18 protein-coding genes and 3 pseudogenes are annotated in these 24028 nt (G+C 61.4%); 11 read left to right on the plus strand and 10 right to left on the minus strand.

The annotated features are described in order from the left end of the window. Window positions 1-102 precede the first annotated feature (102 nt). From ABIN98_RS22275 to ABIN98_RS22290, 4 genes are all read right to left on the minus strand, one after another. Window positions 103-636 (minus strand): DUF1178 family protein, encoded by a 534-nt coding sequence (locus ABIN98_RS22275; RefSeq protein WP_346913244.1) that lies wholly within the window; start codon window positions 634-636, stop codon window positions 103-105. Then, window positions 633-1484 carry a carbon-nitrogen hydrolase family protein gene (locus ABIN98_RS22280; RefSeq protein ID WP_346913246.1) on the minus strand — a complete coding sequence of 284 codons (852 nt, stop codon included), beginning with the start codon at window positions 1482-1484 and terminating at the stop codon, window positions 633-635. The genes ABIN98_RS22275 and ABIN98_RS22280 overlap by 4 nt, the downstream gene beginning before the upstream one ends. 41 nt (window positions 1485-1525) lie before the next feature. Continuing rightward, window positions 1526-1783 (minus strand): glutaredoxin 3, encoded by a 258-nt coding sequence (gene grxC, locus ABIN98_RS22285; protein WP_346913248.1) that lies wholly within the window; start codon window positions 1781-1783, stop codon window positions 1526-1528. Window positions 1784-1874: 91 nt separating this feature from the next. Beyond that, on the minus strand, window positions 1875-2663 hold the full coding sequence (locus tag ABIN98_RS22290; protein ID WP_394701586.1) for a ComF family protein: 789 nt from the start codon (window positions 2661-2663) through the stop codon (window positions 1875-1877). Window positions 2664-2780: 117 nt separating this feature from the next. On the opposite strand from ABIN98_RS22290, the gene ABIN98_RS22295 reads away from it, so the two are divergent. Next, complete coding sequence (locus ABIN98_RS22295) at window positions 2781-3671, plus strand: methyltransferase domain-containing protein (protein WP_346913252.1); 891 nt, start codon at window positions 2781-2783, stop codon at window positions 3669-3671. A 13-nt stretch (window positions 3672-3684) separates the two neighbouring features. Here the strand turns inward: ABIN98_RS22295 and ABIN98_RS22300 are convergent, their stop codons facing one another. The 4 genes and pseudogenes from ABIN98_RS22300 to ABIN98_RS22315 all read right to left on the minus strand — a co-directional run bounded on the left by ABIN98_RS22300 (window position 3685) and on the right by ABIN98_RS22315 (window position 6670). Further along, window positions 3685-3855, minus strand: a complete 171-nt coding sequence (locus tag ABIN98_RS22300) for a Flp family type IVb pilin (RefSeq protein WP_346913254.1) — start codon at window positions 3853-3855, stop codon at window positions 3685-3687. A gap of 96 nt (window positions 3856-3951) precedes the next feature. After that, window positions 3952-4360 (minus strand): annotated as a pseudogene (locus ABIN98_RS22305) ((deoxy)nucleoside triphosphate pyrophosphohydrolase). Between the two features lie 103 nt (window positions 4361-4463). Beyond that, window positions 4464-5712, minus strand: a pseudogene (argJ, locus tag ABIN98_RS22310) (bifunctional glutamate N-acetyltransferase/amino-acid acetyltransferase ArgJ). A 109-nt stretch (window positions 5713-5821) separates the two neighbouring features. After that, window positions 5822-6670, minus strand: a complete 849-nt coding sequence (locus tag ABIN98_RS22315; RefSeq protein WP_346913256.1) for a peptidylprolyl isomerase — start codon at window positions 6668-6670, stop codon at window positions 5822-5824. Between the two features lie 274 nt (window positions 6671-6944). Between ABIN98_RS22315 and secA the strand changes: the two genes are divergently transcribed. The 8 genes from secA to ABIN98_RS22355 all read left to right on the plus strand — a co-directional run bounded on the left by secA (window position 6945) and on the right by ABIN98_RS22355 (window position 18695). Continuing rightward, complete coding sequence (secA, locus tag ABIN98_RS22320; RefSeq protein WP_346913258.1) at window positions 6945-9734, plus strand: preprotein translocase subunit SecA; 2790 nt, start codon at window positions 6945-6947, stop codon at window positions 9732-9734. Window positions 9735-9992: 258 nt separating this feature from the next. After that, on the plus strand, window positions 9993-11777 hold the full coding sequence (locus tag ABIN98_RS22325; protein WP_346913260.1) for a radical SAM protein: 1785 nt from the start codon (window positions 9993-9995) through the stop codon (window positions 11775-11777). A 173-nt stretch (window positions 11778-11950) separates the two neighbouring features. Continuing rightward, window positions 11951-12976 (plus strand): glycosyltransferase family 2 protein, encoded by a 1026-nt coding sequence (locus ABIN98_RS22330; RefSeq protein ID WP_346913262.1) that lies wholly within the window; start codon window positions 11951-11953, stop codon window positions 12974-12976. Then, complete coding sequence (locus tag ABIN98_RS22335; RefSeq protein ID WP_346913264.1) at window positions 12973-13401, plus strand: GtrA family protein; 429 nt, start codon at window positions 12973-12975, stop codon at window positions 13399-13401. Before ABIN98_RS22330 ends, ABIN98_RS22335 begins: the two co-directional genes overlap by 4 nt. 10 nt (window positions 13402-13411) lie before the next feature. After that, window positions 13412-14917: a glycosyltransferase family 39 protein gene (locus ABIN98_RS22340; protein WP_346913266.1), complete on the plus strand. Its 1506-nt coding sequence runs from the start codon at window positions 13412-13414 to the stop codon at window positions 14915-14917. Between the two features lie 60 nt (window positions 14918-14977). Further along, on the plus strand, window positions 14978-16177 hold the full coding sequence (locus ABIN98_RS22345; protein ID WP_346913268.1) for an adenylate/guanylate cyclase domain-containing protein: 1200 nt from the start codon (window positions 14978-14980) through the stop codon (window positions 16175-16177). Window positions 16178-16253: 76 nt separating this feature from the next. Next, on the plus strand, window positions 16254-17051 hold the full coding sequence (locus ABIN98_RS22350; protein ID WP_346913270.1) for an alpha/beta fold hydrolase: 798 nt from the start codon (window positions 16254-16256) through the stop codon (window positions 17049-17051). Between the two features lie 240 nt (window positions 17052-17291). Then, entirely contained in the window at window positions 17292-18695 is a 1404-nt protein-coding gene (locus ABIN98_RS22355; RefSeq protein WP_346913272.1) for a nucleobase:cation symporter-2 family protein, read from the plus strand. Between the two features lie 66 nt (window positions 18696-18761). Here the strand turns inward: ABIN98_RS22355 and ABIN98_RS22360 are convergent, their stop codons facing one another. Continuing rightward, window positions 18762-19949 (minus strand): FAD-dependent oxidoreductase, encoded by a 1188-nt coding sequence (locus ABIN98_RS22360; RefSeq protein WP_346913274.1) that lies wholly within the window; start codon window positions 19947-19949, stop codon window positions 18762-18764. A 239-nt stretch (window positions 19950-20188) separates the two neighbouring features. On the opposite strand from ABIN98_RS22360, the gene ABIN98_RS22365 reads away from it, so the two are divergent. Next, on the plus strand, window positions 20189-21076 hold the full coding sequence (locus tag ABIN98_RS22365; RefSeq protein ID WP_346913276.1) for a DMT family transporter: 888 nt from the start codon (window positions 20189-20191) through the stop codon (window positions 21074-21076). Window positions 21077-21079: 3 nt separating this feature from the next. Here ABIN98_RS22365 and ABIN98_RS22370 read toward each other — a convergent pair whose 3' ends face one another. Then, window positions 21080-21949, minus strand: coding sequence for a YihY/virulence factor BrkB family protein (locus ABIN98_RS22370; protein WP_346913278.1), 870 nt, complete (start codon window positions 21947-21949; stop codon window positions 21080-21082). A 221-nt stretch (window positions 21950-22170) separates the two neighbouring features. On the opposite strand from ABIN98_RS22370, the pseudogene ABIN98_RS22375 reads away from it, so the two are divergent. Beyond that, a pseudogene (locus tag ABIN98_RS22375) lies at window positions 22171-23811 on the plus strand (acyl-CoA dehydrogenase family protein). Window positions 23812-24028 lie beyond the last annotated feature (217 nt).

Here is a 24028-nt window from a genome sequence, read left to right on the forward strand (position 1 = left end):
GTCGCGGGTTTCACCCGCCTCGTATATTTGGAAAATTGGCAAAGGGACAGGCTTCGGAAGAAGCCTGTCCCAACCGGATGAGTATAGGCTGGTTCTTTTCGCCTAGTTCTTCTCGTCGGGAAGAACGGGAAGCGGCAGGATGTCTATCCCTTCATCCAGCAACGCCTTGGCGTCTTCGAGGCTCGATTCCCCGTAGATGTTGCGCTCTTCCGTTTCGCCGTAATGCATGCGGCGGGCTTCTTCGGGAAAATCCTTGCCGACATAGTCGGATGCCTCGACCATGCGTTTGCGCAGGGTCTTGAGTGCCTCGATAACTTCTTTCTGGCGCACGTCCTGGGGCATGAGCGCGGCCTGCTGCATGACCTGCGCGTCGGTGCCTGCAGCAACCGGTGCCGGGACACTGCCCTGCGTGTCCGGAACGGCCGGCATCTGGGCGGCAGGGCCGCTCTCGACCAACCGCTGTTTCGCCCGCGATGTGGAAACCGCCGGCGCCATCAGCTTTTTCCGGATATCGGTCGACCCGCAGACCGGGCATGAAATCAGCTTCCTGTCGCTCTGGGTCGAAAAGTCATCCGAATTGCGGAACCATCCTTCGAATTCATGAGTAAAGTCGCAGGTCAGCGCGTAACGGATCAATTCATCGCCTCCTGGACCTGACGGACGATTTCGACCGAAAAGTCGCGTTCATTGGCGATCGCCGGAATGCGCTGACGTGCCTTGCCGGTTTCCTCCGGCTTGATGACGGCCGTCAGGAAGCCTGGTTCATCGTGATCGAGTTCGCCGATCACGACACCCCAGGGATCGACGATCAGGCTGTGCCCGTAGGTCTCCCGCCCGTCTTCATGGCGGCCGCCCTGGGCGGCCGAAATCACATAGGCCCCGTTCTCGATGGCACGGGCGCGCTGCAACACATGCCAATGGGCTTCGCCGGTCTGACGGGTAAAGGCGGCCGGCGCCGAGAGAATGTCCGCACCCTGCCGGGCCTGCGCGCGGAAGATCGCGGGGAACCGCACATCATAACAGATCGCCATCCCCAGGCGCGCCCAGGGCAGGTCGGCGATGACCGTTTTCGTGCCCGGCTCATAGGTCGCGGACTCGCGCCAGCTTTCGCCGTTTGGCAGATCGACGTCAAACATATGGATCTTGCTGTAGCGCGCGACGATACCCCCTTCCGGCGACAGGAGAAAGCCGCGGTTCGCGACCTTGTCGCCAAAACGGATCGCAATGGACCCGATCTGGATCCAGACGCCGAGTTCCGCCGCCAGCTTGCGGAGCCGCCCGACGGTCATATCGTCGTCTTCGAAAGCGATGCGCTCCATCAACTCATCGCGGCTACGCACCAGCACATTGGACATTTCCGGCGTCTGGATGAACCGGGCACCGGCGTCGGCCGCCTGCCGGATCAGGTCCGAACACTGTTCGATATTCTCGGCGATGTTTTTTCCGCTGCGCAACTGCACGCATGCTGCGGTGAATTCGCTCATTGCCGGTTCCCACCTGTCAGTTTCATCCGGGCATCCCGTCTTCAGGCGGCCAGAAGCGGATCCAGCTTGCCCGCTCTTTCCAGATCGTGCAACTCGTCGCAGCCGCCCACATGGGTCGCGCCGATGAAGATCTGCGGGAATGTCGCGCGTCCGTTTGCGCGCTGCACCATTTCCTGGCGGAGCGCGGGATCGAAGGTTGCGTCGAACTCCTGAAAGGCGACGCCCTTCTTCTCCAGCAAACGTTTTGCCGCCGTACAGAATCCGCAAAGCTGGCGTGTATAAATGACGACTTCGGCCATTGTGTTTCCTTGGGTTTTCAGGCTGTCCGCCCGTAAAGGTGACCCGTTATATGGCTATTTTCAAGCCGAGTACAATTGCGAGATCTCTCACTCATTCGAGAACACCCGCCGGATCCGCATTTGCAAACGTCAGCACGTCGACACCCGCAGCACCCGCCGACTTCAGGATCTTCGTACAAGCGGAAACCGTCGCGCCCGTCGTCAGCACATCATCAACGAGAGCCACTTGTTTTCCGTAAACAAATCCCTCCAGATCCTCACGGATAGCGAAAGCGCCGCGCACATTCTTCTGCCTGGCGGCGGCATCGAGGCCGACCTGCTGCCGGGTCCTTCGTTTGCGATGCAGCAATGTCGGCACATAAGTCCCGCCGGACAATTCGGCAACCGCGCGCGCAAGATCGGCGGCCTGATTGAAACGGCGCTGCCAGAGGCGGAAGCGATGCAGCGGAACCGGAACGATCACGCTGTTTTCGCCCAGGAACTCCCGGCCCGCCCGGACCATCCAGCGTCCCATGGGCCCGGCCAGTTCCCGCCTTCGGGAAAACTTCAAAGCCAGGACCAGATCCCGTGCCGGACCGGAATAATGGGTGGCCGCCCGCGCCCTGTCGAACACCGGCGGCTCCGCGATGGCACGCGGAGACAGAGCGTCCTTGCCGATATCATGGGAAAACGGCGTCCCGTAACGCGCGCACCAGGGCGGCTCCAGAAACGGCATGTCGCGCCAGCAATCGGCGCATAGTCCGCCAGGCTGATCGATTACGGCCGTGCAGGCGAGGCAACGCGGCGGCAATAACAGATCGAGCATGCCGCCGGCGGCCCGGCGGCTCCACCGCCCGGCAATTCCGACAAGCCCCTTCCCTGCCAAACTCAACTGCGGCACGGTCCACCCCCGAAAAACGCCGCTCAGGCTATCACGTTTTGACGCGGACGGTTGCATTGCCTATGTCAACGAAAGAGCGCAGCCGGAATTGGCTGTCAGCAGGACCCGCGAAATTCAATGACCGCTCCCGACATCTTCGATCGCCGGCTTTTCAGGCAACGCCGTCTCAACGCGCTCCGGAAAAAAGTAAGCGGCGCCGATTTCCTGCTGAAGGCCGTCAACGACGACCTCGCCGACCGGCTTTCGATGATCAGCCGCAGCTTCAAAACGGGAATCGATCTGGGTGGCCACACCGGGCATATCGCCGACATGCTGAGACAAAGCGGTAAGGTCGACGCCGTCTACCGGGGAGACCTGTTCGACCCTGATCCGGCCCTCGACCCGCCCGACTTCGTCTTTGATGATGCCCTGCCGCCCCTGAAGGATGGGTCGGTCGGACTGATCGTCTCCGCACTTTCGCTGCAGTTCGTCAACGACCTTCCAGGCACCCTGATCCAGATCCGCCGGGCGCTTGAGCCCGATGGCCTGTTTCTGGCCACGCTGCCGGGCGCCGAGACGCTTTTCGAACTCCGCGATGTGCTGATGCGCGCGGAACTGGAACTGAGCGGCGGCGCAGCCCCGCGGGTCGGCCCGTTCACCGATGTCCGCGAACTGGGCAGCCTGCTCCAGCGGGCCGGGTTCACCTTGCCCGTCACCGACCTCGACCGGATCACGGTTCGCTACAATACGCTGTTCGACCTGATGAACGATCTCAGGGCGATGGGGGCGGCATCCGTCCTTCGGGAGCGCAGCAGAAATCCCCTGCCGAAACAGGTTTTCTTCAGGGCGGCGGAGCTTTACGCCCGCGATCACGCGGATGCGGATGGACGGATCAGGGCAACCTTCGCCCTCGTGTCGCTCTCCGGCTGGGCCCCGCACGAGAGCCAGCAGAAACCCTTGAAGCCGGGATCCGCAAAGACAAGCCTCGCCGATGCGCTGAAAGCGCAGGACGACGATTTGAAGAAGTAGTCGGAAAGAAGGGTTAGTCCGCCTCGCCGCCGCTCATCGCGGTGGAGATCACGCCGAAGATATCGTCCCGGATGGTGACGCCGATCGACGTCATGGTCGCGATGATGGCGACGCTGATCATGCCGACGATCATGCCGTATTCGACCGTGGTGGCACCTGTCTCGTCTCTGGAGAAACGCTGCACGGAAGCCGCTAGTCCAGTTTTCGAAGAAGCCGGTCGCCTTTCCAACGTGCGTCATGACAGTGCCCTTTCACCAAACGGATCGGGGCAACATGCCCCTTACGTCGATACCAGATCCATCAGATGCGGTATCAGCGGCTCGTCGGCGGGAGGCATGGGGTAATCGCGAAGCCGGACGGGGCGAACCCATTTCAGGGTCTGACCTTCCATCGCGCTCGGCGTTCCGTCCCATCGACGACAGACGTAAAGTGGCATCAACAAGTGAAAATCTTCGTAAGCGTGGCTCGCAAAGGTCAGGGGTGCGAGGCACGCTTCGTTAACGGCTTATGCCGAGCTCTTCATAAAGTTCTCTGATAAGTGTCTCTTCCGGTCGCTCGCCCGCCTCGACCTTTCCGCCCGGGAATTCCCACAATCCGGCCATTGATTTTCCTTCCGGCCGCTGAGCGAGAAGGATACGCCCGTCAATATCGACAAGGGCACAGGCGGCGACCAGGACAATACGGCTCATGAAGTGACTGTTCCACTGTCTGACAGATGACTTACGGACGGTTTACCCTGTTGCGCAACACTTCTTAAGACTCTGCACGGGGTATTTCGCCGTCCGTCCGCCGTCAGCTTCGGTAATCGCCGTTGATGGCGACATATTCCTTGGTGAGATCGCAGGTCCAGACCCGGGCCTGGCCGCTGCCGAGACCGAGATCGACGCGAATGACGATCTCCTCCTCCTTCATGACCGCGCTTGCAGCCGCTTCCGAATAGTCCGGATCGCGTTCGCCCTCCACGGCGACCCGAACGTCGCCGAACCAGATGGCCAGCCGGTCCCGGTCCGCAGGCTCACCGGCCTTTCCGACCGCCATGACCACACGGCCCCAGTTGGCATCCTCACCGGCGATCGCCGTTTTCACCAACGGCGAATTGGCAATCGACATGGCAATGACCTTGGCAGAGGCATCGCTTTCCGCACCTTCCACCTGGATTTCGACGAACTTCCGCGCGCCTTCGCCGTCCCGCACGATCTGCTGGGACAGGTTGACCATCACATCGGCGAGCGCGGCCCGCACCGTGTCCACGCGCGGATCGTCGAGGGAGGCGATGGGTTCCACGCCCCGTTTCGCCGCCGCACCGGTTGCAAACAGCAGCACCGTGTCGGAGGTCGAGGTATCGCTGTCGACCGTCAGCGAATTGAAGCTGCCGTCGACTTCGCCGGAGAGCATGGCCTGCAGCACGTCGGCGGAAATCGCAGCATCGGTGAAGATGAACGACAGCATGGTCGCCATGTCCGGAGCGATCATCCCCGCTCCCTTGGCCATGCCGTTGATGGTCACCGTTTCCCCGTCGATGTCGACCGAGGCGGTGGCCACCTTGGGATAGGTATCGGTGGTCATGATCGCCTTGGCGGCGTCGATCCACGCGGCCGGTTTTTCCATCGCGGCAAGGCCGTCGATTCACGGTCTCGAATTTTTCCGCCGCAAGCGGCTCGCCGATTACGCCGGTCGAGGCCAGAAAGATTTCTTCCGGCTTGCAATCCAGCGCCTTGGCAGCGATCCGTGCGGACAGTTCGACGGCAGCCTTGCCCTTCTTGCCGGTAAAGGCATTGGCATTGCCGGAGTTGACCATCAGGCCGCGAGCGCTTCCCGTTTTCAGGATGGACTTGCACCAGTCGACCGGTGCCGACGAGCAGCGCGACTTGGTGAAGACGCCGGCGACGGTGGTTCCCGCGTCGATCCGCGCCAGAAGGACGTCCGTCCGGCCCTTGTACTTGATGCCGGCTTCGGCCGTTGCGAAACGAACGCCATCAATTTCCGGCATGTCCGGATAGGATTTGGGGGCAAGGGGAGAAACTGACGCTGACGCGGCCATAGGCCAAACTCCTGCAGCACGTGGATCAAGAAAAAGAAAACCGCTCCGGTTCAGGCTCTTATGCCTGTGCCGGAGCGGTCTCGTCCAGAGTGTTTAAACGCAAATGCGCTTATTTCGCTTCCGGCTGCTCCGCGAGCGTCGGATCGAGGATCTCGACCGGGGTGTCTGCCTTCAGTTCCGCCATCACGGTCTCATAGCGTTCGCGAATGAGCTGCTGGCGCAGTTGTGCGGCGACATCTTCGAATTTCGGCTTTTCCAGCGGACGCTTGTCCTCGACCTTGATCACGTGCCAGCCGAACTGGGTCTGAACCGGTTCCTTGGTGATGCTGCCCTTGCCCAGGGCGAAAGCGGCCGTTTCGAATTCCGGCACCATCTGACCCTTAGAGAAATATCCGAGCTCGCCGCCCTTGGGTCCGGACGGCCCGGTCGACTTTTCCTTGGCCAGTTCGGCGAAATCGGCGCCGTCTTCCAACTGTTTGATGATCTCTTCAGCTTCCGCCTTGTCCTTGACCAGGATGTGACGCGCGCTGATTTCCTCACCGCTGAAGTCGGCGTATTCCTTGTCATAGGCCGCCTTCAGATCGTCGGGGGAAATCGAGGCGTCGATCTTGTCTTTCAGATAGGCGTTGCGCAGCACCTTCAGCTTCAGGAAATTCAACTGACGCTTGACGTCATCACTGTCGCCGAGACCATCCTTTTCGGCCGCCTGGGCGAAAAGTTCCATGTCGACGACGACATCGAGCAGAATGGAACGCCACTGCGTCGGCGGAAATTTCTGCAAGTCGGCGCCGATATCCTGGGCGGCATAGGCGAGATCCGCCTCGGTGATCTCCGCATCGCCGACCTTCGCGACAACATCGTCCGGTTCTGCCGCATGAATTGCCGTACTACCCAGCGTCAGTGCGAGCGCAGGTACGAGAAGCAACCGTGCAGACCGGCGCGTGGAAAAATGGAACATTTGGTGTCCTTTGCAATTCGGAACTGTTTTTATAACGGCCCTACCCGGCAGGGCGTTGCCCAACTTTGCCGAAACCAGCGGCGTTGACAAGCATCTGGCCCCCCTCTTATCTGTCGAGCGTCCCGGCCTTCGGGTTCGGGCATGATCTTCGCCGCGAGTTTTCTGCTTGTGCACTGGCACGATCAGAAGAAAGTGGACAGCAATTGAGACGATTTCATGGGCTGGCGCCTGACACTGTCTTTTGGTCGCCGCCCGACAGGGGAAGGACCGCCACATGGCTGGCCTTGGCGCTTTAGCACGTAAGATTTTCGGTTCCGCCAATGACCGCAAGGTAAAATCATTCCGGGCAACGGTTGACCAGATCAACGCGCTCGAACCGGAAATACAGGCTCTTTCGGACGACGAGTTGCGCGCCCGAACCGGTCAGTTCCGAGAGCAGTACAAGAACGGAACGTCTCTGGACGACCTTCTGGTTCCCGCTTTCGCAACCGTTCGCGAAGCCGCAAAACGCGCGCTCGGGCAACGTCACTACGATGTCCAGCTGATCGGCGGCATGGTTCTGAATTCCGGACGGATCGCCGAGATGCGAACCGGTGAAGGCAAGACCCTGGTGGCCACCGCTCCGGTCTATCTGAACGCCCTGACAGGACGCGGCGTCCATGTGGTGACCGTCAACGACTATCTCGCCCAACGCGACAGCGACTGGATGGGACAGGTCTACCGCTTCCTCGGCCTGTCCGTCGGCTGCATCACCCACGGACTGTCCGATGAAGAGCGCCGTGATGCCTACGCGGCCGACGTGACTTACGGCACCAACAACGAGTTCGGCTTCGACTATCTGCGCGACAACATGAAGCACGACCGTGAATCGATGGTTCAGCGCGACCACGCCTTCGCGATCGTCGACGAAGTCGACTCCATCCTGATCGACGAAGCAAGAACCCCGCTGATCATTTCCGGTCCGCTCGAAGACCGTTCGGACTTCTACAACACTGTCGACGCCTTCATCCCCCACCTGACGGAAGAAGACTTCGAACTCGATGAAAAGCAGCGGTCGACCCACTTCACCGAAGCGGGTAACGAAAAGCTGGAGAAGCTTCTCAGCGAGGCCGGCCTTCTGAAAGGCGAGTCGCTTTATGACGTCGAAAACGTCTCCGTCGTGCACCACCTGCAGCAGGCGCTGAAGGCGCACAAGCTGTTCCAGCGCGACAAGGATTATATCGTCCGCAACGGCGAAGTGGTCATTATCGACGAATTCACCGGCCGCATGATGCCGGGTCGCCGGTTCTCCGAAGGGCTGCACCAGGCACTCGAGGCCCGCGAAAAGGTCCGTATCCAGCCGGAGAACCAGACGCTCGCCTCCATTACCTTCCAGAACTACTTCCGCATGTACGACAAGCTGGCCGGCATGACCGGCACGGCCTCGACCGAAGCGGACGAATTCATGGACATATACGGGCTCGACGTGATCGAGATCCCGACCAACATGCCGGTTTCCCGTATCGACGACGATGACGAGGTCTACCGCACGGTCGAGGAAAAGTACCACGCGATCGTCAAGCTGATCGACGATTGCAAGGAACGCGGTCAGCCGATCCTGGTCGGCACCACGTCGATCGAAAAATCGGAATATCTGGCGGAGCTTCTGAAGAAACACGGCTACAAGCAGATCGACGTAACCGATCCCGACGCCTTCGCCCCGCTTTATGACGGCGACCAGGGCACCTCGAAGGAAAAGATCTTCGCGGTCCTGAACGCCCGCTACCACGAGCAGGAAGCCTTCATCATCGCCCAGGCGGGTCTGCCCGGTGCGGTAACGATCGCCACCAACATGGCCGGCCGCGGCACCGATATTCAGCTCGGCGGCAACGCCGACCTGCGCATCGAACGCGAAATCGCCGATGTTCCGGAAGGCGAAGAGCGCGACGCCAAAATCGCGGCGATCCGCGCCGAGGTTGAGGAACTCAAGCAAAAAGCACTTGCGGCCGGCGGTCTCTATGTGATCGGGACCGAACGGCACGAGAGCCGCCGGATCGACAACCAGCTGCGCGGCCGTTCCGGCCGTCAGGGCGATCCCGGTCACTCCAAGTTCTTCCTGTCGCTGCAGGACGACCTGATGCGCATCTTCGGCTCCGAGCGCATGGATTCCATGCTGCAGAAGCTCGGGCTGGAAGAAGGCGAGGCCATTATCCACCCGTGGATCAACAAGGCCCTGGAAAAAGCGCAGCAGAAGGTCGAGGCCCGCAACTTCGACATGCGCAAGAACGTGCTCAAGTACGACGACGTCATGAACGACCAGCGCAAGGTGGTCTTCGAGCAGCGCGTCGAACTCATGGACGGCGAAGCCATCCAGGAAGCCGTGGCCGACATGCGTCACGACGTGATCGAGGACCTTGTCGCCCGCCACATCCCGGAACGCGCCTATCCGGAGCAATGGGATACCGAGGGCCTTCAGGAAGAAGTCCGGAACATCCTCAACATGGACCTGCCGATCAAGGACTGGGCCGCGGAGGAAGGCATTGCGGAGGAAGAGGTCAAGGACCGCCTCCGCCGGGTCGCCGATGAAGCCATGGCGCAGAAAGTGGCCAAATACTCCGCGCCCATCATGCGCCAGGTGGAAAAAGCAATCCTGCTGCAGACCTTCGATCACCTGTGGCGGGATCACCTGTCGAACCTCGACCACCTGCGCTCGGTCATCGGTTTCCGCGGATACGCCCAGCGCGATCCGCTGCAGGAATACAAGACCGAAGCTTTCACGCTGTTCGAGGCCATGTTGTCCCAGCTCCGCCAGGTCACGACCGCACAGCTGTTGCGGGTCGAACTGGTGCAGGAACAGGCGCCCGCCTTCGCGGAAGAAGAACTGCCGGAAATGCATGCACATCATGTCGATGCAACAACGGGCATGGACGAAATGGCGTTGGCAGATGCTCAGCTCGCACCGCCTGCCCCCGCTGCGGCCCGCAATCCTGAGGATCCGTCAACCTGGGGCAAGGTCGGCCGCAACGAGGCCTGCCCCTGCGGCTCCGGCAAGAAATACAAGCATTGCCACGGGGCGTTGAACTGATCGGCTCCTGACAAACCTGCGATCATAAAACCGCCGTCCGAAACAATTCGGATGGCGGTTTTTTTTTATCGGAAACTGCCTGAAATTCGACCCTTTCCGCTGCAACTTGCCGCTTGCTGAAAATACCCCGGCACATTACGCTGGGTTAAGAACTTGTTAACCCGGACAAGCAGGCTCACGACGTTTGGTATTGCGCAATACAAAGCCGTTGATGAGATGAATTGACGATCAGGCGTTACAGGCGAGGGGCGTTCAAACATGCCGAAATTCCATATCGAGATCATCAAACCGTCGCACTACGACAATGACGGCTATGTTCTTCAGTGGTGGAAGGCCTGGATCCCCTCCAACTCGATGGCCTGCCTCTACGCGATCGCCCAGGACAGCGCCGACCGCAAGGTTCTGGGTGAGGATGTCGACGTCGTCGTCAACGCCTATGACGAAATGACCATGCGCCTTCCGCTCGACCGGATCGCCCGCACCATCAAGTCAAATGACAACAAGGGCATGGTCTGCCTGGTCGGCGTTCAGTCCAATCAGTACCCCCGCGCCCTGGACATCGCCCGAACACTGCGCGCGCAAGGCATTACGGTCGCCATCGGCGGTTTCCATGTGTCGGGCTGCATTTCCATGCTGAAGGATCTTCCAAAAGATCTTCAGGACGCTCTCGATCTGGGCGTGACGCTCTTTGCCGGCGAGGTGGAGGAATGTTTCGACGACTTCCTCAAGGAGGCCTACGAGAGCAAGCTGCAGCCGATCTACAACAAGATGAACGACCTGCCGGGCCTGCAGCATCAGGTGGCGCCGCTCCTGCCGGAAAGCATTGTCCGGAAATACGACGGCAAGACGTCTTCCTTCGATGCCGGACGCGGCTGCCCGTTCCAGTGTTCCTTCTGCACCATCATCAACGTGCAGGGCAGGAAGTCGCGCTGGCGGGATGCGGACGACATCGAAACCCTGATCCGCGCCAACCATGCCCAGGGCATCCACTCGTTCTTCATCACCGACGACAATTTCGCCCGCAACAAGAACTGGGAACCGATCTTCGACCGGATCATCGAGCTGCGCGAGAAGGAAGGCATCAGCATCCGCTTCCTGATCCAGGTCGACACGCTTGCCCACCGGCTGCCGAATTTCATCGAAAAGGCGGCAAGGGCCGGATGCACCAACGTCTTCATCGGCCTGGAAAGCATCAATCCGGAAAACCTGGTCCACATGAAGAAGGGCCAGAACCGGATCACCGAATACCGCAGGATGTTCCAGATGTGGAAGGAGCACGGCATCATGACCTATGCCGGCTTCATCATGGGACTGCCGAACGACACGCCGGAGAGCATCCGGCGCGACATCGAACTGGTGAAGCGGGAACTGCCGGTCGACGTGCTCGAGTTCACCATGCTCACGCCGCTGCCCGGCTCCGAAGACCACAAGGTGCTTTACGAAAAAGGCACCTGGCTCGATCCCGACCTCAACCGCTACGACCTCGAACACGCCACCATCGAGCACCCGAAGATGAGCAAGGAGGTCTGGCAGCAGACCTACGAGGATATCTGGGACTGGTATTACACGGACGAGCATATCGAGACCCTGATGCGCCGGAACATGGCCTATGGCATCAAGCCTGTCCGCGTCTGGCGCATGTGCCTGCAGATCTACGGCGCCATGCATTTCGAGGGTGTCCATCCGCAGCAGTGCGGCTATCTCCGCCTGAAGGACCCCGAGCAGCGCCGTCCCGGCTTCAAGCGGGTCCCGTCGATCCTGTTCTATCCGGCCTTCGCCGTCGACAGCCTGATCAAATACCTGAAGTTCGGCGCCTATGCCTGGAAGCTCAACCGCATGCGCATGCGGATCCAGAAGGACAAGAGCAACCGGAGCTACACCGATCTTGCCATCAAGCCGGTTGTCGAGGGCGAAGAGGAAAGCCTGGAAATGTTCGAGCTGAACGACGCCTCCAGGGCGGCCGTGGCCAAGGCCAAGAAGCAAAAACAGATCCTCCAGGGCTCGCGCGCGAAGGACGAAGTCCCGCTGGATGCCGCCCAGTAGGCGCCATCCGAACCCTGCATTCTCGGATCGCACCCAACCGTCGTCCGGATCGAAACGGACACCGTTTAGCGGTGTCCGGTCTTCCCGTGTGACATTTGTCCGAAACCGGGGTACGCAAGGCGCATGAACAGCCAGCCCGACTTTCAAGTCAGGGGCGACGACCGGTTTGATGCATGAGCACAATGACTGAGCAAGACAGTACACCCTACCTGCGCCGGCGCCATGAAACCCGCCCGGAAGCCCCGCTCATCAGCATCGTCGTACCGGTCTTCAACGAAGAAGACGTCATCGACCACTTCCTGAACGACACAAGGGCGGTGCTCGATCCGCTCGGCCTGCCTTACGAATATGTCTTCATCGATGACGGCAGCCGGGACAACACCGCCAATCTGATCTCCGGACAACTGGAAGGCAGCCTGCCGGGCCGGCTCGTCGGCCTGTCGCGCAATTTCGGCAAGGAGGCCGCGCTGTCCGCAGGCCTTGAACACGCCAGGGGTGATGTCATCGTCATCATTGACGCCGACCTGCAGGATCCTCCGGAGCTCATTCCGCAAATGCTCGACGGCTGGCGCGCCGGTTATGACGTCGTCTATGGGCTGCGGGTCGACCGCTCCTCCGATACGTTGATGAAGCGCGGCTCTGCGGACCTGTTCTACCGGCTGTTCAATCGCCTCGCCAATATCAACATGCCCGCCAATGCAGGCGATTTCCGGCTCATCGACCGGGTGGTTGTCGATGCGCTTTTAAGACTGCCCGAACGCAACCGCTTCATGAAGGGGCTGTTCGCATGGGTCGGTTTCCCCACCATGGCCCTGCCTTACGAGCGCCCGCCGCGGCGCGCCGGCGAGGGCAAGTGGAATTACTGGAAACTCTGGAACTTCGCCATCGACGGACTGACCGGCTTCACCACCATGCCGCTTCGCGTCTGGCTCTATGGCGGAGCACTGGTGGCAGCCCTTTCCTTTGCCTATGCGCTCTACCTGGTCATTCGCGTGCTGGTCTACGGCATCGATGTGCCCGGCTATGCCTCGCTGATGGTCGGCCTGTTGTTCTTCTCCGGCATCCAGCTTCTGTCCATCGGCATGATTGGCGAATATATCGCCCGGCTGTTCAATGAAGCCAAACAACGCCCCGTCTATCTGGTCCAGGACGTGATCGAAGGCAAAGCCCCTGAAAAGATGAAGGCGCCCACCAAGTGACCGGGACTGCGAAGAGCAAGGTCGTCGCCGAAGCCGGTATGGCGGGCCGGTTCGCCGTGGTCGGCGCCATCGCGACACTGACCCATGCCGGTGTCGCCGTCACCCTCTTGAACACGAACCTCCTCAACGCCTTCCCCGCCAATATCGTCGGCTTTCTGGTCGCCTTCGCCGTCTCCTTCAGCGGCCATCATTTCTGGAGCTTCGCGGCAACCCATACGCCAGGACAGACAGTCCGGCGCATGCGCCGGTTCTTTCTGCTGGCGATCAGTGGTTTCGCCTTGAATTCCGGCGTGCTCGCAAGCTGGCTCGCGTTCACGCCCTGGCCGGACACGCTCGGGATCCTGTTTGCAATTGCGGTGGTCCCCGCGCTTACGTTCCTCGGCGCGCGCTTCTGGGCCTTCTCCGCCCCCCAGCACGACTTGTGAGTCAGACTGCATGATGTCCGCCGAACGCTCTGCCCTCGCCTATGGAATAACGATCTGCCTGCTCTGGGCGCTGATCCCTTCCCTGTTCTTCCCCAACCCGCCGCTCGACGTGGTGGAAGGGTTTGCCTGGGGTCGGGAGATGGCGCTCGGCTACACCAAGCACCCGCCGATGCAGGCCTGGCTCCTGGAGCTGAGCTTTCACCTGACTGGCGGCAAGGCCTATGGCGCCTACTGGCTCAGCGGGATCTCGATCGGCCTCGGTTATCTCGCCATCTGGCATCTGGCACGCCGCCTTGGCCTGAGTGCCCGGCAGGCCTTCTGGGCTATTGTCCTAACCAGCGTCACCTTCTACTTCACCCTGCCCGCACCGGAGTTCAACCCGAATATCCTGCAGATCCCGGTCTGGGCGGGCATGATCCTGTTCTTTCATCGGGCCCTGGAAAAGGGCCGGCTCATAGACTGGGTGATCCTGGGGCTGCTGGCCGCCTTTGGCCTCTACACCAAATATTTTGTCGCCCTGCTGATCGGGGCGATCGGCCTTTATGCTCTGGTGTTCCCCTCCGCCCGCCGCCATGTAATGACGCCCGGGCCCTGGCTCGCCGCTGTGGTCTGCCTGCTCGCCTTCGCGCCGCACCTTGCCTGGCTGGCCAAGACCGACTTCATCACCTTCCAATACGCCGCAAGCCGCAGCCATGGAGCCGCCGGCTGGATTGATCATTTTTACAATCCGGTCAACTTCCTCGGCGCCCAGATTGCCAATCACGCAGGGCTGTTCCTGGTCGTGCTTGCAGGTTTCAGCCTTGCATCCTTGAAAAAAATCCGGCTGAAGCTGCCGGCCCCAAAACTGGAAAACCGGTCCGATTCCCTCTTCCTGCTCTGGTTCGCGTTCCTGCCGCTCGGTGTCGTTCTGCTGGCATCCGCCGTGACAGGCAACGAGTTCAAGCAGATGTGGGGCACGCCGATGTTCGTGCTGTCAGGCATCCTCGCCGTCTGCGCGTTTCGGGTCCCTGTAGACTGGAGTTCCCCGAAACGAGCCTTCATCACGGCAGCGCTCATCCAGGCGATCTTCCTTGGCGTCATCACCGGCCAGGCACTGCTGGAACCCCTTTGGAAGAAGAAGCTGTCGCGGATCCACTATCCGGGACGGGAGACCGCCCTGTTCCTCTCCGACGAATGGCAAAAGGAAACGGGCACGCCGCTGGCCTATGTCGCGGGCGAGATGTGGCCCGCCGCCCACCTGACCCTGTTCGCCCCGAGCCGGCCATCCATGTTCCTCAATCACGATCCGATCGAAAGTCCGTGGATCGATGCGGAGGACATCCAGAAAAAGGGTGTGCTCCTGGTCTGGACCGGCGATGGGACGGAGATGCCGCAAATGTTCCGGCACCTCTATCCGACAGCCACCCGGCAAGGCTTCAAGAGCTTTCACGCCCCGGGGTCCGGCACCATGCGCCCCGTCACCCTCAACTGGATCATCGTGCCGCCGGGCAAGGTTGCCGACGCCGGATCCGATTAAATTTCCGCGGCAATCGAACTGACCATAGCGATTACCAAAAAACCGACTTAACGTGGCGCCATGGTGAACATGCAAGACATCGACGCGGTGGAGGACTGGCTGATCGAGCAGGCGCTCGGATCCGCGCTGGTTCCCGACATGTTCGGCGAAATGTGCCGGCGCCTGCGCGACTGTCATGTGCCGGTGGACCGGGCCATGCTTGCCTGGGCGACGCTTCACCCGCTTATTCGGTCGGAGGTCGCTTTCTGGCAGGCCGGCGAGGCGGTGCGCCACGAGAAGATCGAGCACAGCGAAACCGACGGCGAAGCCTGGTTGGCGAGCCCGATGCGCGCACTGCTGGACAGCCCCGAACCGATGCTGCGCCGTTGCCTGGATCAGCCTAAAGCGGAGTACGACTATCCGCTCTGCAAGGAATTGGCCGAGGCCGGCTACACCGATTATCTCGTCCTCAAGATTCATTTCGACATGCCCGCCATTGCCGACATGGAGGGCAAGACCGGAATCATCGTCAGTTGGGCGACGCGAACCCCGGGTGGTTTTCCCGACGATGCCTTGCATGCCATCCATTACATCCAGAAACGTCTGGCGCTTGCGGCCCGGGCCAATCTGGAAGCCCAGATCACCCGAACGATCGCCGAAACCTATCTCGGCGCCTGGGCGGGATCCAAGGTCCTGAGCGGTCAGATCCGCCACGGCGATGGCGAGACCATCAAGGCCGTGATCTTCTATTGCGACATGCGCAACTCGACATCGATCGCGGAGGATCTCGGGCCGGACCGGTATCTGAAATTTCTCAACACCTACTTCGATGTCACCGCCGGCGCCGTCCTGAAGGAAGGTGGCGAGGTTCTCGATTTCATCGGCGATGCAGTGCTGGGCATCTTTCCGATCAGCGACCTTGGCCTGGAGGAGGCCGCCCGCCGGGCGATCGCCGCAACCGACGAGGTCCGGCACCGGTTGGAAACCCTCAACCGGACCGGCGAGGAAAAGCATCCTCTGAAAGTGGGCATGGCCCTTTCCGTCGGCGATGTGATGTTCGGCAATATCGGCGTGTCCACCCGGCTGACCTTCTCCGTCATCGGCCAGACGGTCCACGCCGCCGCCCGCATCGAAGCCCTGACCAAGGCGGTCGGGGTCGAGACCCTTATGACCCAGGACATCGCCGATCTCGTCCCGGACCGGCTGGACCCCGTCGGCTCCTTCGAGCTGACCGGCTTTGCCTCCAAACGCCCCTTGTTCTCTCTGAAACCCGCCAACTGATCCCAATCCTCCGGGCCGGACGCATGCCCCGGCAGCACCCGCTCGCTCAACACGAAATCACTGTTCAGGACCATCCATGACCGACCTTCGCCCGACCGCCCCGGCCCACCTGCCCTATCACGACCAGAAAGGCTCTGAGGCTGCGGAGAACACTCCTGTTGTCCTCCTTCACGGCTTCGGCGGCGACAAGGCAACCTGGCTGAACCTCCAGACAGCCCTTGCCCCGTCCCGCCGCTCGATCGCCTTCGATCTGCCCGGGCACGGCGACGCGCTGGACTGGCCGAGGATCGGCAACGCCGCCATCGCCGCCAAGGCGGTCAGCCAGTCTCTGGACGCGCTTGAGCTGGAAAAGGTCCATCTGGTCGGCCATTCCATGGGTGGGGCCATCGCGGCCCTGATCGCGCTGCGCGCACCGGAGCGGATCGCGAGCCTGACCCTGCTCGCCCCAGGCGGCTTCGGTCCGGAAATCAATCACAAGCTCCTGCGCCGCTATGCGGCCGCAACCAGCCCGGACGAAATGGAAATGCTGCTGGAGCAGTTCTTCGGCTGGGAATTCAAACTGCCGCCCCTTCTCGCCCGCACCGCAGCGGAATCCCGCGCCCGGCCGGGAGCAGCAGCAACGCTTGCAGCCATTGCCGACGAGATCATCGACGGCACCACCCAGAAGACCCTGCCGCGGGCGGAACTCGCCGCCCTGCCCATGCCGATCAAGGTCGTCTGGGGCACCCAGGACCGGGTGCTGCCGACCCGGCAGGCCCACAAGCTGCCCGGCACCGTTGCCACCCATATCTTCGAACGGGTCGGCCATATGCCCCATCTGGAAATACCGCAGGAAGTCACCCGGCTGATCCTGCAAAATACGGCCTGCAGCTGATTCGCAACGGAGAAACGGCGGTCGGCAGGAAAGCCGGCAACGATTTCCGCGGCGATGTTTCCTGCGGAAAAAGGCCGGTTTTCCAGACCGCTCGAAAAAAACTTTCCTCCGGTCACCGCCTCAAGATTGTTCTTGCCTAAAAAAACGGCCCTAATGAGCCGGTTAATAAACGGTAAAGATCCGGGGGCAAGCCGAGAGGCTGAAGGGGGTACTTCGTGCGGCCCGGACGAAGGAGCATCAATGACATCCAGTTCTTTGGGAACAGCAGCCCAACTCAAGGATCCGAACTATACGCCGCCTTTGGCAAAGGCCGTTCCGCTCGGGATCCAGCACGTGCTTGCCATGTTCGTCAGCAACGTGACGCCGGCCATCATCATCGCCGGTGCGGCCGGATTCGGGTTCGGGTCGAATTCGCCCAACTTCCCGGACATGATCTACATGATCCAGATGTCCATGCTGTTTGCCGGGGTGGCGACCCTGTTCCAGACGATTGGCTTCGGCCCGGTCGGCGCGCGCCTGCCCATCGTCCAGGGCACCAGCTTCGCCTTCATTCCGATCATGATTCCGCTGGTTGCCGGCAAGGGTGTCGACGCCATGGCGGTGCTGATGGGCGGCGTGATGATCGGCGGCCTGTTCCACACCTGCCTGGCACCTTTTGTCGGCAAGATCCGTTTCGCCCTGCCGCCGCTGGTCACCGGTCTCGTGGTCACCATGATCGGACTGGCGCTGGTCAAGGTCGGTATCCAGTATGCCGCCGGCGGCGTTCCCGCCATCGGCAAGCCGGAATACGGTAACCTGCAGAGCTGGTCCGTGGCCCTGGTGGTGATCGTCGTCACGCTCGGCTTCAAATTCTTCGCCAAGGGCATGCTTTCGGTTTCCGCGATCCTGATCGGCCTGATCGTCGGCTATATCGTTGCCTTCGCGATGGGCATGGTGAGTTTCGGCAATGTGGAACGCGCGGCACCGTTTGCCCTCCCCGACCCGTTCCATTTCGGCTTCGAATTCTCTCTGGCCGCGGTGATCGGTTTCTGTTTGATGGCGATCATTTCCGCTATTGAAACGGTTGGCGACGTCTCCGGCATCACCAAGGGTGGCGCGGGACGCGAGGCGACCGACAAGGAAATCACGGGTGCCACTTACGCCGACGGTCTCGGTTCGGCGATTGCAGGCGTTTTCGGAGCTCTGCCCAACACCTCCTTCAGCCAGAACGTCGGCCTGATCGCCATCACCGGCGTCATGAGCCGCCACGTGGTGACCATCGGCGCGCTGTTCCTGATCCTCGCCGGTTTCATTCCCAAGGTCGGTGCCATCATCTCCACCGTACCGATCCAGGTTCTCGGCGGTGGCGTGATCGTCATGTTCGGGATGGTGGTCGCGGCCGGCGTCTCCATGCTGTCCGACGTCAACTGGACCCGGCGCAACATGGTGATCTTCGCCGTATCGCTATCCATCGGCCTCGGCCTGCAGCTGGAGCCCGGCGCCCTGCAGCATCTGCCGGGAACCGCCAAGGTGCTGCTGTCGTCCGGCCTGCTTCCATCCGCTTTCCTGGCGATCATTCTCAATCTCGTCCTGCCGGAGAACGTGACGGACGAACAGACGGAAGAAATCTCCGGCGGCCATGCCGGCCATTCGGCAAAAAAATAAGTCCCATGAAAAGCAAACGCCCGCGCATTGCGCGGGCGTTTTTTTAGATTTTAAAACGTCCCGACTTCAGGCTTCCGGCAGCAAATCATCGCGCCACATTTCGCCGATCGTCCGGCGTGCCATCATATGCGACCGCGGCGAGTTGATGCTATCGACCGCAATCAGCTGCTCGTCCTTCAGGTAAGCCACATAGAACTTGTTGGCGTCCTGCGAACCGACGACCTTCGTGTCGTCATAGCCGTCGGAAAGACCCGCGATCTGCAGCTTGATGTCATACTGGTCGGACCAGAACCAGGGCAGCGGATCGTAGTCGACGTCCTCTTCGCCCAGGAGCGCCTGCGCCACGGCCTTCGCCTGGTCGATGGCATTCTGCACGCTTTCCATGCGCACCGAGCGGCCATAGCGGTTCGAAAAGAACCGGGTGCAGTCGCCGGCAGCATAGATCGCCTCGTCGGTGGTCTGGCCGCAGCCGTCGACGATAATTCCGTTGTCGACTTCCAGGCCGGCGGCCGTTGCCAGGCCATCGTTCGGTTCCGCACCCACGGCCACCAGAACCAGATCGGCCGGCAGGACATCGCCGCCCGCGATCCGGACGCCGGAAACACTGCCCTCGCCGACGAAGCCTTCCACACCCGTATTCAGACGCAGGTCGACGCCTTTCGCACGATGCAGCTTCGTGAAGTAATCGGACACCACCGGTGAAACCACGCGCTTCATCGGCCGGTCCAGCGCCTCCACCACCGTCACGGATTTGCCGAGCGATTTCGCGACCGCCGCGACCTCAAGACCGATATAACCAGCACCGACGATCACAAGATTGCTCTTGCCTTCCAGCTTGGTGCGGATCGCATCCACGTCCGTGATCGTGCGCAGGGTCATCACCCCGTCCAGATCTGCGCCTTCAAGCGGGATCGACCGGGCCTTGGTACCCGTGGTCAGGATCAGCTTGTCGTAGCCGAGCGTGTCGCCGTTGTCGAACTCAAGCCGCTTCGAGGCGCGGTCGATCGACACGACCGTCGTATCCGGGATCAGGTCGATTTTCTGCGTCGTGTAGAACGCCGGCGGTCGCAACCACAGGCCTTCCGGGCCGATCTCGCCCAGAAGGAATTTCTTCGAGAGCGGCGGGCGCTGATAAGGGGCGTAAGGCTCATCACCGATCAGCCGGATCGGCCCTTCAAAGCCGCCCTGGCGCAACGATTGCGCGACCTGTGCTCCGGCTTGCCCCGCTCCAACTATGATGATCGTTTCCTGCATCCCGTTCCGCCTCTTGTAAAAACTTTATATTTGATCATGACCTAGCACGGCTTTCCCGCCTTCGCCAGACAGACACAACGCCGCGTTACATTCGCAGAAAACGCAACGGTTGAAACTCCGGAATTCACCGGACCCGGCATATCCCGGTCAACCGCGGCGACAAGCAATCGATTGCGCTTCACGGCTCCGCGGTCTATCAAGTCTCTCCCGCGCAACGTCTCCAATCGACCGGACTTCTCTTGAAACGGATCCTCATCCTCGCCGCCCCTGGCGTCTTCGTGCTCTTGTGGTCGACCGGCTTCATCGGCTCCAAAATGGGGACGCCTTACGCTGATCCGATGGTGTTTCTCAGCATCCGTTTCGCGGCCGTCTTGCCCCTGATCGCGGGTATAGCCGTCATGATGGGCGCGCGCTGGCCGACCAGTGCCCGGGCGATCGTTCACTGCATCGTCACCGGCACGCTCGTGCACGGGATTTATCTGGGTGGGGTGTTCTGGGCGGTCCACAAGGGCATGCCCGCCGGCGCGAGCGCGATCGTCGTCGGGCTCCAGCCCGTGCTGACCGTTCTGGCGGCCGCTCCCCTGCTCCACGAAAGGATCCTGCCGAGGCATTGGGGCGGGATCGTCATGGGAGGACTGGGCCTTCTCCTCGTGCTCGGACCGAAGCTGGGCGAGGCGGGATCGGGCATCGACGCCGAAACCATCACCGCTGCCTTCGCCGCTGTTGTGGCGATCAGCCTCGGCACGATCTATCAGAAGCGTTTCGTTCCGACCACGGACCTGATGGCGGCGACCTTCTGGCAATATGTCGGCGCGCTCCTCGTCACGGTTCCGGTGGCCTTCACCGAAAGCTGGGCCGTCATCTGGTCGGGCGAATTCATTTTCGCGCTCGGTTGGCTCACCCTGGTGTTGTCGATCGGTGCCATCCTGCTGCTGATGTTCCTGATCCGCCAGGGCGCCGTCTCGGAGGTCGCGTCCCTGTTTTACCTGGTGCCGGTGGCGACCACGATCGAAGGCTATTTTCTCTTCGGTGAAACGCTGACGCTGGTTCAGATCGCAGGCATGACCCTGATCGTCCTGGCAGTCGTGGTCATCCGGCGCAAACCGGCCGGCCTGAAATCCGCTTGAGGTTCAGGAGCCGCCGGACGCTTGTCCCCGCATGATCGCCTTCTGGCGAAGGATTGCGGCATTAAGTTCCCCGCCCAAGATGAACACCATCGAACAGATATAGAGGAACACCAGGGCGGTCATGATCCCGGCCAGGCCGCCGTAGGTGGAGACATAGTTCGCGAAACTCGCCAGATAGGCACCGAAGGCCGCACCGGCCACCATCCACATCACCAGCGTGGCGAAAATCCCGGGCAGGAGGTCGACGAACCGCCGCTTTCCGGCCGGCAATAGCCAATGAATGCAGGTCAGCCCGATGATCAGCAGGGAGCCGGCAATGGCATAGCGGGCGATATCGATCGACACGATGAACGGCTCGACCGCCGGCACCCACGCTTGCAGCGCCGCAAGCGCCAGCGGGGCCAGAACCACGAGAAACGTATAGACGATCAGGACGACCGCCCCGAGGATCACAAGCACCAGCGACTGAAATCGCAGAAGCAGGAAATTCCGGGTTTCCTTCTGGCGGTAGGCCCGGTTGAGCGCCGCCCGGACCGCCTCGATACCGTTGGAGGCAAACCAGAGCGCAGCAACGGCACCGAAGGTCAGCAAGTCACCACGCGGAACCGTCAGCACCCGGTGGATTTCTTGCACGATCGGTTCAGCTGCCCGCTCCGGCCAGGCTTCGAACACCAGATCGGAGGCCCGGGTCGCCACCCCCTCGAAGCCGAAGAAACCGGCAAGGGCGGCAATGAAGATCAGAAGCGGGAACACGGCCAGCAGGGCGGACAGCGCCACATGGCTTGCCATGGCAAACCCGTCGTCGCGATTGAAATGCCCGATGACGTCCTTGAGGACCTGATAGGTCGCCCTGACCTGACTTTTCCAATTCATAAATCTGATGTGCCCTGACCGATGCCAAAGGTCAACAAAGCGACCCTTGTCACCAAAAGCCTATGCACCGAAAGGCGAAGAAATATCGGCTCGACAAATGACCTGCTGCAACGCAACATAGCTGCGAATTTGGGATACAATAAGCAACGAATGAAAACGGAGTGGCGTAAATGTCGACTGCAACCGTGCCGACACCCGAGCCAGGAACCAATTTTTCCGAAATGACAGCGGGCGCTGTTTCCAGCCTCGACCGGCTGCTCGACAAGGCCGCGCGCCAGGTCCGGGCAAAGGTTCAGGATGACGGCCGGATCTCCTCAGCGGCCATGGAGCGCGAACAGCGCGCGACCCACGGGCTTGCCTGGCTGGCGACCTATGTGGAGTCCCTGCGCCAGCTCGACGCCTATGCAAGGCGCCTTTCCGAACAGTCGCAATACGGCGAACTGGAAGACCTGATCGTCCGCCTCGGCTTTGCCGAATATCTGGCGCAGATCTTCGGCGGCATTCCGATGAACCAGGGCGAGATCGTCCGGCTGACGGACCTCGGCCTGACGATGGAGGACATCGCCGATATCCGCACCGCGGAGATCGACCAGCTGATCGCCGCCGGCAGCACCCCGGACATCCGTCACCGGATCGCGGAACTGATCCGCCATCAGGCCGGCAAGTCGACCTTCGGCGAGACCGGGCTCGATGAAACCTACGAGCAGATCCGCAACGAAATGCGTCGGTTTGCAGAAGACAACGTCACGCCTCATGCCCATGAATGGCATCTGAAGAACGACTACATCCCGCTGGAAGTGATCGAGCAGATGTCGGAACTCGGCGTGTTCGGCCTGACCATTCCGGAGGAATACGGCGGGCTGGGCCTCGGCAAGGAATCCATGTGCGTCGTCTCCGAGGAACTGTCGCGCGCCTATATCGGTGTCGGCTCGCTCGGAACCCGCTCCGAAATCGCCGCCGAACTGATCCTGTGCGGCGGCACCGAGGAGCAGAAACAGAAGTGGCTGCCGAAGATCGCGTCGGGCGAAATCCTACCCACCGCCGTCTTCACCGAACCCAATACCGGCTCCGACCTCGCGTCCCTGAAGACCCGCGCTGTGAAGGACGGCGACGTCTGGAAGGTTTCCGGCAACAAGACCTGGATCACCCACCCGGTCCGCGCCGACGTCATGACCCTGCTGGCGCGCACCAATCCGGACGAGCCGGGCTACAAGGGCCTGTCCATGTTCCTGGCCGAAAAGCCCCGCGGAACCGACGAGAACCCGTTCCCGGCCGAGGGCATGAGCGGCGGCGAGATCGAGGTGCTCGGCTACCGCGGCATGAAGGAATACGAGATCGCCTTCGACGACTTCGAGGTGAAAGCAGAAAACCTCCTCGGCGGCGAGGAAGGCCAGGGCTTCAAGCAACTGATGCAGACCTTCGAAGGCGCCCGCATCCAGACGGCCGCCCGCGCGCTCGGCGTCGCCCAATGCGCCCTGGACCTGGGTCTGCGCTATGCGGAAGAACGCATCCAGTTCGGCAAGCAGCTGATCGATTTCCCGCGGGTCTCCGACAAGCTCGCGCTGATCACCGTGGAACTGATGATCGCCCGCCAGCTCACCTATTTCTCCGCCTGGGAAAAGGATTCCGGACGCCGCTGCGACCTTGAGGCCGGCATGGCCAAACTCCTCGGCGCCCGCGTCGCCTGGGCGGCGGCCGACAACGCCCTGCAGATCCACGGCGGCAACGGCTTTGCACTGGAAATATGCGATCTCCCCGCGTCCTGTGCGACGCGCGGATTCTCAACATCTTCGAGGGAGCCGCCGAAAATCCAGGCCCAGGTCATCGCAAGGCGCATCCTCGACACGCGTGCCGTGAACTGACCTACCCTCTCCATAGTCCACCCCGGTCAAGCGACAGCGCGAGCCGGGGCCGGAGAGCCAATAGCCTGACCGGAGAGCATTGGAATTGGGGCAGATACCCCGTGCCACCCCAAGATTGTCATCCCGGGCGAATGAAGTGAGACCCGGGAACCCAGTACTCCGCGAGGCCGGTTGCTTGAACCGAGAAGACATGGAGTACTGGGTCCCCGCTTTTCTG

The sequence above is a fragment of the uncultured Roseibium sp. genome (assembly GCF_963675095.2).
GTDB lineage: Bacteria > Pseudomonadota > Alphaproteobacteria > Rhizobiales > Stappiaceae > Roseibium.

Coding starts and splice junctions, on each gene's coding strand:
- ABIN98_RS22280 (WP_346913246.1), bottom strand. CDS start 1,484: ATGAGCGAATTCACCGCAGCATGCGTGCAGTTGCGCAGCGGAAAAAAC.
- grxC (WP_346913248.1), bottom strand. CDS start 1,783: ATGGCCGAAGTCGTCATTTATACACGCCAGCTTTGCGGATTCTGTACG.
- ABIN98_RS22295 (WP_346913252.1), top strand. CDS start 2,781: ATGACCGCTCCCGACATCTTCGATCGCCGGCTTTTCAGGCAACGCCGT.
- ABIN98_RS22315 (WP_346913256.1), bottom strand. CDS start 6,670: ATGTTCCATTTTTCCACGCGCCGGTCTGCACGGTTGCTTCTCGTACCT.
- secA (WP_346913258.1), top strand. CDS start 6,945: ATGGCTGGCCTTGGCGCTTTAGCACGTAAGATTTTCGGTTCCGCCAAT.
- ABIN98_RS22325 (WP_346913260.1), top strand. CDS start 9,993: ATGCCGAAATTCCATATCGAGATCATCAAACCGTCGCACTACGACAAT.
- ABIN98_RS22330 (WP_346913262.1), top strand. CDS start 11,951: ATGAGCACAATGACTGAGCAAGACAGTACACCCTACCTGCGCCGGCGC.
- ABIN98_RS22340 (WP_346913266.1), top strand. CDS start 13,412: ATGATGTCCGCCGAACGCTCTGCCCTCGCCTATGGAATAACGATCTGC.
- ABIN98_RS22345 (WP_346913268.1), top strand. CDS start 14,978: ATGGTGAACATGCAAGACATCGACGCGGTGGAGGACTGGCTGATCGAG.
- ABIN98_RS22350 (WP_346913270.1), top strand. CDS start 16,254: ATGACCGACCTTCGCCCGACCGCCCCGGCCCACCTGCCCTATCACGAC.
- ABIN98_RS22355 (WP_346913272.1), top strand. CDS start 17,292: ATGACATCCAGTTCTTTGGGAACAGCAGCCCAACTCAAGGATCCGAAC.
- ABIN98_RS22360 (WP_346913274.1), bottom strand. CDS start 19,949: ATGCAGGAAACGATCATCATAGTTGGAGCGGGGCAAGCCGGAGCACAG.
- ABIN98_RS22370 (WP_346913278.1), bottom strand. CDS start 21,949: ATGAATTGGAAAAGTCAGGTCAGGGCGACCTATCAGGTCCTCAAGGAC.